General features: G+C 58.4%; 9 protein-coding genes and 4 pseudogenes. 9 read left to right on the forward strand and 4 right to left on the reverse strand.

Annotated features, from left to right (window positions below; all coding sequences use genetic code 11):
• Nucleotides 1-836: 836 nt before the first annotated feature.
• From NK8_RS34050 to NK8_RS34070, 6 genes and pseudogenes are all read left to right on the forward strand, one after another.
• Nucleotides 837-1,308: pseudogene (locus NK8_RS34050) on the forward strand (transposase); the annotation flags it as partial.
• A 122-nt stretch (nt 1,309-1,430) separates the two neighbouring features.
• Nucleotides 1,431-2,455: pseudogene (locus NK8_RS34055) on the forward strand (IS110 family transposase).
• A 176-nt stretch (nt 2,456-2,631) separates the two neighbouring features.
• Nucleotides 2,632-2,778 (forward strand): annotated as a pseudogene (locus NK8_RS43490) (transposase); the annotation flags it as partial.
• Between the two features lie 154 nt (nt 2,779-2,932).
• On the forward strand, nt 2,933-3,070 hold the full coding sequence (locus NK8_RS43100; RefSeq protein WP_225936648.1) for a hypothetical protein: 138 nt from the start codon (nt 2,933-2,935) through the stop codon (nt 3,068-3,070).
• A 188-nt stretch (nt 3,071-3,258) separates the two neighbouring features.
• Complete coding sequence (locus NK8_RS34065) at nt 3,259-3,807, forward strand: hypothetical protein (protein WP_213233852.1); 549 nt, start codon at nt 3,259-3,261, stop codon at nt 3,805-3,807.
• Nucleotides 3,808-3,886: 79 nt separating this feature from the next.
• Nucleotides 3,887-4,988 (forward strand): annotated as a pseudogene (locus NK8_RS34070) (IS5 family transposase).
• Nucleotides 4,989-5,971: 983 nt separating this feature from the next.
• Here the strand turns inward: NK8_RS34070 and NK8_RS34075 are convergent.
• The 4 genes from NK8_RS34075 to NK8_RS34090 all read right to left on the reverse strand — a co-directional run bounded on the left by NK8_RS34075 (nt 5,972) and on the right by NK8_RS34090 (nt 10,357).
• Complete coding sequence (locus NK8_RS34075; RefSeq protein WP_213233853.1) at nt 5,972-6,988, reverse strand: zinc-dependent alcohol dehydrogenase family protein; 1,017 nt, start codon at nt 6,986-6,988, stop codon at nt 5,972-5,974.
• A gap of 56 nt (nt 6,989-7,044) precedes the next feature.
• On the reverse strand, nt 7,045-7,356 hold the full coding sequence (locus NK8_RS34080; RefSeq protein ID WP_213233854.1) for a hypothetical protein: 312 nt from the start codon (nt 7,354-7,356) through the stop codon (nt 7,045-7,047).
• A 238-nt stretch (nt 7,357-7,594) separates the two neighbouring features.
• On the reverse strand, nt 7,595-8,722 hold the full coding sequence (locus NK8_RS34085) for an NADH oxidase (protein ID WP_213233855.1): 1,128 nt from the start codon (nt 8,720-8,722) through the stop codon (nt 7,595-7,597).
• 513 nt (nt 8,723-9,235) lie between these two features.
• Nucleotides 9,236-10,357 carry a LacI family DNA-binding transcriptional regulator gene (locus NK8_RS34090; protein WP_225936608.1) on the reverse strand — a complete coding sequence of 374 codons (1,122 nt, stop codon included), beginning with the start codon at nt 10,355-10,357 and terminating at the stop codon, nt 9,236-9,238.
• Nucleotides 10,358-10,640: 283 nt separating this feature from the next.
• Between NK8_RS34090 and NK8_RS34095 the strand changes: the two genes are divergently transcribed.
• From NK8_RS34095 to NK8_RS34105, 3 genes are all read left to right on the forward strand, one after another.
• Nucleotides 10,641-11,084: a RidA family protein gene (locus NK8_RS34095; protein ID WP_225936609.1), complete on the forward strand. Its 444-nt coding sequence runs from the start codon at nt 10,641-10,643 to the stop codon at nt 11,082-11,084.
• 65 nt (nt 11,085-11,149) lie between these two features.
• A complete protein-coding gene (locus NK8_RS34100; protein WP_187608321.1) occupies nt 11,150-12,454 on the forward strand; it encodes an MFS transporter in 1,305 nt (434 codons plus the stop codon).
• A 39-nt stretch (nt 12,455-12,493) separates the two neighbouring features.
• Nucleotides 12,494-13,117: a flavin reductase family protein gene (locus NK8_RS34105; protein WP_187608322.1), complete on the forward strand. Its 624-nt coding sequence runs from the start codon at nt 12,494-12,496 to the stop codon at nt 13,115-13,117.
• Nucleotides 13,118-13,176: the final 59 nt, after the last annotated feature.

Below are 13,176 nucleotides of genomic sequence, written 5' to 3' on the forward strand. Positions count from 1 at the left end.
AGCTCGTCAACCTACATTTCCGCAAAGTAACTCACGGCAATCAGATACTGCCCCGCGCGATGATAATGCAGCGCAAGACCAAACGACCCGTGCAGTTTAAGGTCACAGAGCCAGCTTCCATTGCGGTCGCTGCATGGATCGAGAAGGACAGTCTGAGGTCCGACGAGCACCTTTTCCCAAGCCGCTGTTCTCGGTGGGCACATATTTCAACACGGCAATACGCCCGGAAGGCGCATCAATGAGTCGCTGCGATCGGCCTTGACCCGACCGCTTACTGCGCACACTCGAAGGTCGCGGCCGTTAGACAGTTTGTTTGTCGCTGCGGCAGTTTCGCGTTTCGGGGTTGTCCTCTTGATCGAGCGTCGCCGTGGGCGCTATCTAGACCCAAGACGGGACGGCAAGGGCATTCTTGCTCGCCGGCGCGGCCAAAATCCTTCAGGGCGTGGCTCGCCGAAAGCCTGCGACTATTATGGGGGTCGGCAACTTCGCGGAAAATTCTGTTGCATGTGACAATGGCCAGCCCGATGGCAATTTTGATAGTACTGCGAACTGGCAGTGCATGGGATCGAACCTAAACAGTTGCTCATCGGGCCTGTCCGACCCCGAAGGATAGAGCGGATGTGGCGCGTCCACATCCCATGCCAGAGGTAATATGGATGCGCAGCGGCATGGGAGATCGGCGTAGGGAAATGGTGCCCTGAGCCCGTTGAACAGTTGGACCCGCAGCCCTGCGCGCAGCCCGGATTGGTACGGCGGGCAGTTATGCCCCCAAGCACGCTTACCAGAATTCGATCACGAGGGCTGCTGCCGCTGCCATCACTCTGGCAGGAGGTACCATGCAAGTTCTCTATCCCCGCTGCGCCGGACTCGACGTCCACAAGGACACCAGTGTGGCTTGCGTGCGCTGCGTGTCTGCCCCACAGAATCGCGAAGTGCGCGGCTTCGCTGCCACCACAATCGGACTGCTTGAGCCCGGCGACTGGCTTGCCTTGCATGGCTGCACGCACGTGGCCATGGAAGCGACTGGCGTCTATTGGAAACCGGTCTGGCACATCCTCGAAGGCAGCTTCAAGCTGGTCTTGGCAAATGCCCGACATATCCGCAACGTTCCTGGACGCAAGAACGACGTCAACGACGCGACGTGGATCGCCGATCTGCTCGCGCATGGTCTGATTGATCCGCTCCAGTTTCGTGCCGCCTGCTGCGACGCAGGACTTACGCGATCTCAAAGGTACGCGCAAACAACTCGTGCACGAGATCGCCCAGCACAGCCTGCGCATCCAGAAAGTGCTCGAAGACGCCAATCTTTAACTCGGCAGCGAATGAAAGGGACTTCCCCGTCCCGAGGCTGCGGCGGAAGCCGCGAATCGGCATCAACGTGCCATGATGAAGTTCTCGACCTTCATCAACACCAACAGGAGGGGAAGTCCATGCCTATTGTGACCATCGGAATCGACCTTGCCAAGAATGTTTTCGCCGTTCACGGCGTGGACGAGGTTGGCAAGGCGTTGCTGATCAAGCCACGTGTATCGCGCGATCAACTGGTAACCTTGATTGCACAATTGCCGCCGTGCGTCATTGGCATGGAAGCATGCTCCGGGGCGCATTACTGGGCTCGTGTACTCCAACAACACGGCCATACGGCCAAGCTAATGGCGCCCAGGCTCGTGGCGCCTTATCGCATGTCGGGGAAGCGCGGCAAGAACGATGCGGCGGACGCGGCCGCCATTTGCGAGGCGGTCACCCGACCGAGCACGCGTTTCGTACCGCTGAAAGACGAGCATCAGCGGGCGACGCTTTGCCTGCATCGGACCCGGGAGGGATTCGTCGAGGAACGAACCGCTGCCTACAACCGGATGCGTGGCTTGCTCGCCGAATTCGGCGTCGTGCTACCTCGGAGCCCGGAGCGACTGCGAAGAGAGATCACGCCACATCTGGACACCCTGCCGGGTTGGGCCCGACGCTGCATCAGCGATTTGCTTGAGCATGCCGGCAACATTGAGGATCGGCTTGACGAATACGATCGCGCAATCAGCGGAATCGCCCGTGACGACGAGCGCAGCAAGCGACTCATGAAACTGCGAGGCATCGGTCCGACCACAGCGAGCAAGCTGCTCGCGAGCCTCGGTGGAGGACATGATTTCAGGAACGGTCGCCAGGTAGCGGCTTGGCTCGGGCTCACGCCCGGTCAACACAGCAGCGGAGGCAAAGCGCGGCTGGGCAGCATCACGAAAGCGGGCGATGCCTATCTGCGCAGCCTGCTGGTCCTCGGAGCTCGCGCCGTCATCGCCAATCTCGGCGAGAAGCAGGACCGCTTAGCCGTTGGGTCCGAGGCCTAGTCGAACGCCGCGGATATTGGCGTGCGGCCGTCGCGATTGCGGCCAAGAATGCAAGGATGGCCTGGGCGTTCCTGAAATACGGAGAGGACTTCAAGCCCGAGCCGGTGGCTGCATAAGACCTGCAGTGCACCGACGGATTACCGCTCACCATCGGACGCTACTGAAGCTTCATCTGGACGTTATCGACGCCCTGCAGCACACCCTCGCTGAACTCGACGTCACCCTCGGAAAAGCACTAGCGCCGATCCGGCAATGCGGCCGTCTGCTGAGCACGATCCCCGGCGTGAGCGACGTGACCGCCCAAGTCAGCCTCGCCGAGGTCGGCGCCGACATAACACGCTTCCCTAATGCCGCCCATTTGATCTCTTGGGCCGGCCTCTGTCCGCGCAACGATGAGAGCGCCGGCAAACGCCGCAGCACCCGCGTTCGCAAAAGCGGCACATGGCTGAAAACCGCGCTCGTTACCGCCGCATGGGCCGGTGTCCGCGTGAAAAGCACCTATCTGCACGCCCAGTTCCTGCGCATCAAAGCAAGACGCGGCCCTAAGAAAGCCATGCTCGCCGTAGCTGCTTCGATGCTTACCGCCCTAGCACATGCTCTCCGACGGCGTTGTCTATGCGGACCTCGGCACCGATTACTACAGCCGGCTCGACACCAGCAAAACGATACAACGGATCCTCAAGCGGCTTGCCGATCCCGGCTACCATCCTCAGGCGGCTGCTTCACCATGAACGCTTCTTACCAGAGTCGTGGCACCCCAGAAGCCGCGTCCTGGTGATTTCATTAGACAAATTCACGGAGTTTGCATCAGTAACAGCGATCGCTTCGACGTCGGCGACACTCTGATCTCGCGGCAGTTTGACTACAATGACTCAACGGGTAGTTGACGCCGCGCGGCTTGACAAACGTGGAGCTATCAATGAATCAGTTCGTCTTCGTGCATGGCGTGAATGGTCCCCGCGTCAATGACGCGGGCAATCCGGATTACGTTTCGTACAAAAATACGATCGCTGCGTATAAGATGAGATTTGAGCAGCTGACTTTCGTTTCACCGGTCGAGTTTCGCGCACCGCTGTGGAGCGTGTACGCTGCAAGGCCAGCGTGGGGTCTCGCCTGCGTCCCTCAGAGCGTGTTGAGGACCGAACCAGGTGTGGCCAACCTAGGATTCGTGGACTCACTACTGGATGGTGAGAATCCAACCGATGACGCCTCACTCACTGGCAGTGAACTGGCGGAAGCCGCTCGGGGTGACCTTGATGCACTTATAGGCTCACTCTCGTCGATTGCCATCGAAGAAGCGGAGTGCGGCGATTTCTTCGCTTTCAAGCGGACGTTCGATCTTTGGGCCGCCGCGGCAAAAGCACTCGAAAATCCGGCGGCGCGTCAAAGCCTCTTCACAGCTAAAAACGACACTGAATTCCTCGACAAGTTGCAGGTTGCCGCGCATCAGTATCTAGCAGGTCGTTGAAATACCTCGTCAAACGGTCATCCTGAGTGAAGGGGTGAACGTTGAATCTGAAGCCATTAACGAGAGCGAGATGGAACGGATGCGCGGCAGCGATGGTTTTACCGAGTCGATGTTCACGGTGTTGAAGCTTGATGATTTCGTGCCGAAGGACCATCCGTTGCGTCCGATTCGTACATGGCTCAATGACTCGCTCAAGCGCATGGATGATGTGTTCTCGCGAATGTACGAGGCAGACGCGAGAGGTGGCCGGCCAAGCATTGCACCGGAGAAGTTGGTTCGGGCGCTGTTGCTGCAGGTGTTGTACTCCATTCGCAGCGAACGGATGCTGATGGAACAGATTTCCTACAACATGTTGTTCCGCTGGTTCGTCGGTCTGCCGATGGACGGAACGGTGTGGGACCATTCGACGTTCAGCAAGAACCGCGACCGCTTGCTCAAACACGATGTACTGGTGTTGCTCTTTAACGAGACGGTCGAGACGGCCCGTGAGCGAGGCTATCTCTCTGGCGAGCACTTCAGCGTCGATGGCACTTTGATTCAGGCGTGGGCCGGGCATAAGAGCTTCGTGCCCAAGGCGAGTCCGAGCGACGACGATACGCCTCCAGACGAACCGCCCGCACTGAATGACAACTGGCATGGGCAAAAACGCAGTAACGAAACGCATCAATCCACGACGGATAAGCAGGCGCGCCTGTTCCGGAAAAGCAAGGGAACGGGAGCGATGCTCTGTTATATGGGTCATGTATTGACCGATAACCGACACGGACTGGTGGTCAACGCGCAGGTGACGCTGGCGACCGGCACCGCCGAGCGAGACTGCGCGGCGCAGATGCTTGCCGATGCTGCGAGTGTCGCACCGAGCGGCATCACGGTCGGTGCGGATAAGAACTACGACACCGCCGGCTTCGTAGCCAGTTGTCGCTCGAATCGCGTCACGCCTCATGTGGCCCAAAACGAAGGACGTTCAGGAGGCTCAGCGATTGATGAGCGAACTACACGTTGGCCGGGCTACGCGGTGAGCCAGCAAAAGCGTAAACGGATTGAACAGGTGTTTGGATGGGGCAAGACGGTCGGACGAATTCGACAAGCGATGTGCCGGGGACTTGAACGCGTAGACCAGCTCTTCGTGCTGACCCCAGGTCGGCTATAACCTGACGCGTATGCGAACACTTGCCGCTTGAGGGGAAGGAAGCAATCGATAGCGTCGGTTTTGTGAACTCACGAGCAGCATCGAACGCTCACAAGGGTTTTTGCGCGTGTCAGAAGCGCGAGTTCAGCATCCGTCGCAACGCGTCTTAGCGCGCCAACGACGGATATTTCAACGGCCTGCTGGTCTAGTCCGCAATGCATTCGATCGTCACGTCGCGCGGTTACATTGAAGACGCGGATGTCGAAGCTGTGCGGGCCGCAGCGTCGCGTCGATGTCGGTCTTGAACGTGTTGTTGAAGAGGTTGGTATAGAGCTGAAGGCTGTCTCGGCGACGATGTCCACGACCATGCGCGTCGCTTTGCGCACTGGTCGGCCGGCCCCGCGCGGCGAACCGCACGGGGCTCTGTCGCGCAACGAAGTGGAAACGCTTTCGTCCCAACCCTCACAGAAGATCGCGCTGTTTTACCGGGGAGCAAAACGCCCGCTCAAGGCGGGCGGTGACGATGGCCCGCAATGGAGGCGGGAACGTGGGATCGTTCTTTCATCGATGCGATCGAGGCGCGTTGCAACAACTGAAGCGGAACTTTCGACGGCGCCGTGGTTGATGACAGGAGACCTTCCTGTGAGATGCTTCAGTCGGAAATGGTTCGGGCTCGGGCTCGCGTGTAGTCGCGGTAAGCGGCCCTCGACTCCGCGCAAGCGGGGTGTTTGGATGACATGAACGCCCCCATCTGGTCGCAGATTTGCCGCGGCCGCCACGTTTGGACGTCGAAGCATTCGTTTGGATCCGAAGAGCCGTGCGGCATGTTGAGTTTCGGACGTCAAAACACGATGACTTGCTAGGACGTGCTCAATGCCGACATCCCGAAACCGGGCCCTATTAGTGAGCCGCGAATGGAGCACGCAGCTCAAACATGACCGCGCGTTTCTCGGCGTCGCTGCGGTTTCCCATTGTGGGGCAAAGCGGCGATCTGTCCATGGATTGCACGAACTGCCGTTTCACGCTCTGACTAAACTAAACCACGACTACGATCTTCCCGATCTGTTGTCCTCGCTCCATGTAACGATGCGCCTCTGTAATATCTGAGAGGGGGAATATACGATCAATTCTTGGCTTGATCTGCCCACTGACGAGCTTCTCATATACGTAGCGCTTTGCATGCGCAAGCGCTTCGGCGTTGCCGGTGATTGAAAACATCGTGTAGCCCATCATCCGGAAGGGTCTACCCTGCGCTCCTTGGGCCCAGGCCACGAACACCGGAAATGGTGTCAGTTCAGGTGCCAGTGTTCCGTACACCATGATTAGGGCGTCTTGGGCCGTGGCCTTTGCGAGCTCAAGGATGCCCGTTCCCGCAACGGCGTCAAAGATGATCTTCGCACCGACTCCGTTGGAGATCTGCAGGATCCTTGCCGCGATGTCATTCTCTTCGCTGGTCACGATGACATGGTCGGCGCCGGCCGCGAGCAACTCATCTCGCTTATCGGCACTGCGAGAAGTCGCAATAACGATCCCGCCTTCGGCCTTGACGACCTGGATGGCCGCAATGCCAACTGAGCTCGTTGCCGCGGTAAGGACTACATAGTCTCCCTTCGCGACGCGTCCATTATGGACGATAGCGCCGTAGGCGGTAATGTACTGCATCCAAATGCTCGCGCCCTCCTCAAAGGATAGGTGGTCCGGGTAGGCAGCGAGGACATCAGCGGGAACGATTGCGACCTCTCCATAGACCCCGTACTTATTCAGCGGGAACGCTGGCACAGTGGACTGCACGGTGCTCACGAGCTGAGGGTCTACGCCAGGACCTACCGCTTCGACAATACCAGATGCTTCATAGCCGATGTTTGAGGGAAGCTTTGGCTCGAGGAAATATTGACCCTCACGAAACATGACTTCTGCCCGATTGAGGCCAATGGCTTTGACGCGAAGCCGTACCTCGCCCGGTCCCGGGTCGGGCAGCGGTAGTTCGTCGATACGCAGTACGTCCGCGCCACCGGTTTCATGAAAGCGTACGATTTTAACCAGGTCCGACATTTTTCTCTCCCAGATTCGTGGGCTTACGGTTGTTAGGATGCCTAAAGTGCGTTCGCTCAGTCTTTGGCCTTATACATTGGCACGGAGTAACTGCTGACGACCACTTCTCCCGGCGAACGGTTCGCCTGAGATCCACGCGCCCAATCTGTTTGAGTCCGATCGTCGGATCCGACACGAACGTTGGAGATCTTGCTCGCGCGGCTTTGTTGGTAACCGTCGCTGTCAATGTCGCGTTGTCCAATGGTGGTAGTATCTGCTGCTCGACCGTTTTGCGTCTGCGCATAAGCAAGATGGACTAAGCAGAAGGAGAGGGCTGCTGCACCAATCCCCAGCTTGAGAGTTTTCAAGTTCGGTAACGGGTTATTCATTCGGGTGACTCATGATCTTGTGCTCTAAGGAATCGGGCCACTTCGATGCGCTCCATGACCAGATTGTCCGCACGACCCGGCACAAGCTGCTCATCCAAACGCTATCGCTGATGAGAAAAGTCGGGCAGACAAGCGCGATTCAGTAGAACTGTCACACGCCATTTCCACGCTGTTACTGGCCGACCATTCGAATCAGAACCTTTTCATGGCCCGCGAAACGCCGGCACCTAGCGGGAGGTCAGCCTCGACTAGGATCGATTAGGAACTTCTCCCCGGTCGCTTTCCGATTGAAGGCGCGCAGTACCTCAGGATTCAACGCTTCGGCCAGGCCGACGGTGCGCGTGTAGTGACTAGCGAAGGTCGTAGTCAATTCCTCCACAACACGCTGACGAAGGCGTTGCATAGTTGCAGGATCGATTCTGCGCAAATAATGAAATAACAGCCACGCCGAGACGCTCCATGCGTACCCGAGCGCGGAGCGGTCGAGAACGGTCGGCGCCGGGTCGAGGCTGCCATAGATGTAGAGCTGCTTGAGGACGTCCGAGCCGTATCGGCTGTAGGTGCCCGAATTTCGGGAAGCCGCGCTTTCCATGGCTAGCAAAATGTCGCTGCCTAACTTGCCGCCGCCAACAGCATCAAACGCGATCGTCGCGCCGGTCTCAGCGACGGCGTCAAGCAGAGACGTACCGAACCGCTCGTCCTTCATGTTGAGTACGTGACTGGCGCCGAGATCTCGAAGAATGCGCATCTGCGGGTCGGAGCGCACAATGTTCACCAACGGGATGCCGTCGGCGAGGCATATACGCTGCAGCATCTGGCCAAGGTTGGACGCGGCAGGATTGTGAATGATCGCTCGATGACCGTTTCGGTTGGCGGTTTCAACGAAGCCCAGCGCGGTGAGCGGGTTGATAAACATTGACGCACCATCGGCTGCGCAGGCACCCTCGGGTAGTGCGATTGCATCAGCCACCTTGATCTTGCGGTAGTCGGCGTACATGGCGCCGCCGAACATGCCGACGCGCCTGCCTTGGAGCAACGTCGCATTTCTTCCAGCCGCTATCACTGTGCCAGCCCCTTCGTTGCCGACTGGAAGCGACTTACCGATCCGACCGGCGATTGAAGCCAGGTGCGCCCGGGGCACCGTGAGCTTCACTTGCGACAGGCTCCCAGATTCATTTGTCTCGATCGATGAGAGATCCGCAGGGCCCAGGAGCAATCCAATATCACTTGGATTGACCGGCGTGGCTTCAACGCGCACCACGACTTCATCATCGCCCGGTTCTGTCACTTCGACTGTGTCGAGCGAAACGGTAAGCGTGCCGCACCTGTCTACGGTCGATCGCAATTCTCGTCCCATCCAACCCATTGCTTGCCTCCGTCTCATGCGTTCAATTGGGCATCTTTCATACAATGAACCGTTCGAAATCGATTTCGATTTTGACGAAGCATAACATGAACGAGTTCCGCGCGCGCAAGCGGGAGGCAAGAGGGTATTAGCTCAATGGAGATGAAAAGGGACAGCTACTGAATCGCAGTCGCCGCGCCCCCCAAAGGCAGAGCAGATGGGAAGTAATGCGCAGGCAACTGCTCAATAGTTCAGGAAATCATCGCATTAAAGGATCTTCGCGGCGGGGATAGACGCTTGAGCAGGTCATCTACTTGAGTTCACCACGCCGTGCTTTTCGGTGAGGCTGGTCGTTGCTTTTGCGACACGCGCGTTCATCATCGCGAACGAGTAGACGAATGGAAAAGCTGCGCACCGCAGACTGCGCGGAAGTCGATATACCGTAAGGTGGACTGCAACGACGGCTCAGCATTACGACGGCGTACCGATTCAACTCGGACGAGCGCGCAGGTCGGGGAGCAGTGTTCCACCTTTTTAAGCCCGCAACGCGCGTGGCCGCCTGGGCGTGCTTGTATCGCCGCGCGCGGGAATTCGGCGCGGGCCATCGGAAGCTCGGATCATCAACTCAGGCTCCCAGATTTCCTGGAGCGAATGCGGTGACGCCCCTTCGAGCCGTTGAAGCAACATTTCCGCCATCCGCTTTCCGGCTCGATGCGTCTCGGCTGAGAAGGTGGTCAGTGCGGGTTGGACATAGCGCCCGATCGGATGATTATCGCCGCCGATCACGCCTACGTCGTGCCCGGGGGCCCTCCCGGTCTCCGCGATCCCCCGAAGCACCCCGAGTGCGATTAGATCGTGACCGCACACGATCGCGGTGGGCGGGTCGGCCAATTGCAGCAGACGGCGTGCGGCCTGGGCGCCGCCTTCTTCCGATATATCCGCCTCGATACAAAGCGATTGGTCAAACTCAATTCCAGCTGCCCGCAAGGCCTCTGAATAGCCCAATCTCTCGAGGTGGCTAAACATAAGGTACTCCGGAGCATGGACTAATGCGATTCGGCGATGCCCCAGCGCGATGAATCTCCCGCAGCCGGTGCGCCCAACGACCTGATGATCTATGTCGACAAACGGAAACGCATCCGATGTCTCACTTCGGCCAAAAGCGACGAATGGAATGTCGCGCTCGAGCAGATACGCGATGCGTTCGTCCTGCCGACGGGTGCGTCCGAAGAGTATTGCGTCCACACGCTGCCGTTCGATAAGCCGCTTGAACAGGTCGAGTTCCGTCTCCACGCTACGCCCGGATGCAACGATCACCTGAAGACCGCTGTTTTCCATCGCGTCGTTCACACCCATCAGCATGTCCAAGAAGAAAGGGTGAGCAAAGGATGTCTGCGGCGGCGAGACCACGAACGCGACCGTGTCGGCCGTTTGGCGGCGTAAGCGACGCGCGGCCGGGTCGGGGCAGAAGCTATAGCGCTCGGCGGCCTCCAGAACCCGCTTGCGCGTTGCCGCACTCACGTCTTCGCGGCCATTTAGCGCCTTCGAGACGGTGCTAACGGACAGCTTTAGCTTCGCTGCGAACTCTTGGATGTTCATATGGGCTGCGCTCTTCCATGTCTGCTTCGTCGAGGCGTCGAAAACGATTTTTGGCATTTTACCCTTTCTGAGACCACAGCGTGCGGGTTAACGTTCTGTTTTAAGAAATCGATTTCGGCCAGTGTTTTCGTCGACAGCGGGTCGGTGTTTACCCGCCTCGAACGTCGTCTAACTAGTCGTCGAGCCTCGGCGTGACCGGGCCAGAAACCCTGTCTGCCTTACCTCTGCAAGACGCAAGAGACCAGATCACAGACTAAAACGATTTCGGAACGAAACAGTCGATGCTTGAACTTTTCGTGACCGGGTGCTAACTTGTATTCGAAATCGTTTTCGACAAACGATGGCGGCGCGGCAAATCCATGCCGAACATGTTTATTCCATGGTGAACACCTTGATCGAATATATCGTCACACCCAACGCACCTCTGCCGCGCGGACACTACGCTCAGGCTACCAAGGCCAATGGTCTTGTCTTCGTGTCCGGACAGTTGCCACTCAAGAATCAGGACGGCGTTGCTTTACCTGAAGGACTCGACGCACAGGTTCATCAGGCGTTGTCCAACATGCGCGAGGTTCTGCTTGCGGCAGGAAGCGATGTGGACAAACTGCTGAGCGTACAGATCTATGTGTCCGATATCGAAAACTGGCCGCGGGTGAACGAACTCTATCGCGCCTTCATCGGCGAAAACGCACCCGCTCGCACAGTCGTGCCGTGCGGCTATTTGCACTATGGCGCGCAAATCGAAATTAGCGCCATCGCCCTTTCTGGCGCGCCGATTCAATAAGAAAAACGCTGGCGCGACAAGAGCGCATGGAACACACATCCACGGAGTTCAGTGAGGAGAGAATCATGCAGGCGCTTAACTGGTACAAGGAAGCGGCTCCGGCCGAGCGGCGTACGTTTTGGGGATGCTTTTGCGGCTGGACACTGGACAGCTTTGACAATCAGGTGCTGTCGTTTTTGTTGCCCGCGCTTATGGCAGCGTGGCACTTCTCGAAAACCGAAGCGGGGCTTATCGCCACCTCATCTTTGCTCGCAGCCGCCGTTGGTGGATGGATCTCGGGCATCCTGAGCGATCGTCACGGTCGCGTGCGGGTGTTGACGGGCTCGATTATCTGGTTCACAGCGTTCAGCGTCGCTGCAGGATTCACAACTTCATATCACCAGTTACTCATCGTGCGTGCACTGCAGGGGCTGGGGTTCGGTGCGGAATGGGCCGTCGGTGCCGCCTTGATGGCGGAGGTCATTAACCCGATCCACCGAGGTAAGGCACTTGGGCTCGTGCAGAGCGGCTTCTCTGTCGGCTGGGCACTCGCTGCTGTCATCACGGGGTTGCTGCTCGCATATCTTCCTGCTTCGATCGCATGGCGTTCGGCGTTTTGGGTCGGTGTTGTGCCGGCGCTCGTTGTGCTGCTGATCCGCCGATACATACCCGAGCCCGAAGTGTTCCGCGAGATGAAGAAGGCTACGGGCGGTGCCGTTGTGGCAACGTGGCGTTCGTCTTTTCGCCGAGATGTGCGACGGTGGAGTCTGCTCGCAGCGCTGCTCGTCACTGGACTCCAGGCCAGCAGTTACGCGATCATGATCTGGCTTCCGACGATGCTCATTCAGGTCCGGCACTTGCCGGTGTCGAGTGTTGCAATGATGGCGACGATGATGAGCGTCGGCTCGTTCATCGGCCAGGTCGGTTTCGCTTACCTCAACGACTCATTCGGCCGCCGCTTCACCGCAATCGCCTTTTGCATCTTTTCCGCGTCGATCACAGCCTGCTACCTCTTCGTCCCGATGGATCCGTGGATGCTCGCGCTGCTGGGCTTTCCGGTGGGCATGGGCATCAACGGTGCCTTTGCCGGAATCGGGCCGATGCTCTCGGAACTGTTCCCCACGGAGATCCGCACCACCTGCATGGGATTTTCTTACAACGTCGGCAAGTCGGTCGGCGCCATGAGCGTCGCTTTGGTCGGAGCCGTTGCCGAGCGCATGGGCATGGTTGGATCGATCGCGCTTTTTAGCTTCGTTGGCTACTTCTGCGCGCTGCTTGCGTTGACGTTCCTGCCCGAAACACGCGGGCGGGACCTTTCCAACGTCGTCGCTGACAACGAATCCTTGGAACAAGCAGACTTGCTCGAGCAGGTCAGCGCCACGCGCAGATGAACGTCTGACCCAATAGACGTCGGAAACATGGAGACACGTATGAGCAGTGAATCGGGGGTCGAATTTTACGATCCCGCCGAGGGGCATGGCCTGCCGCATGACCCCTTCAAGGCGATTGTCGCGCCTCGCCTGATCGGCTGGGTGTCGACGCGTTCGCCGCAGGGACAGCCGAACCTTGCGCCGTACAGTTTCTTCGGTGCATTTGCGAGTTCGCCGCCCATCATCGGCTTCGCGAGCGAAGGGCGGAAAGACAGTTTGCGCAATATCGAGGCAACGCGTGAATTCGTGTGGAACCTCGCGACCCGGCCACTTGCGGAGCAGATGAACCTGACCTCCGCCACCGTTGGGCCGGAAATCGATGAATTCCAGCTGACGGGGCTCACGCCTGCGGAGGGTCGGAATGTGTCGGTGCCGCGGGTAGGTGAATCGCCAGCGGCGCTTGAGTGCCGATTGTTGCAGGTTATACACCTTCTTGATCTGCACGGGAGCCCGACCGACAGCTGGCTTGTACTTGGTCAGGTCGTGGGCGTGCACATTCAGAAGGCTTATCTGAAAGACGGTTTGTTCGATACGCGTGCCGCGCAGCCGATTATGCGGGCTGGCTATCGAGCGGACTACGCGCAGATCGGCGAGATGTTCGAGATGTATCGGCCGGTAATATGAGCGATTCCTACAAGTTCGAGAACATGCGCCTTGGAACGAAAACGATTTCGACAGTGAGA

The organism is Caballeronia sp. NK8 (assembly GCF_018408855.1).
GTDB lineage: Bacteria > Pseudomonadota > Gammaproteobacteria > Burkholderiales > Burkholderiaceae > Caballeronia.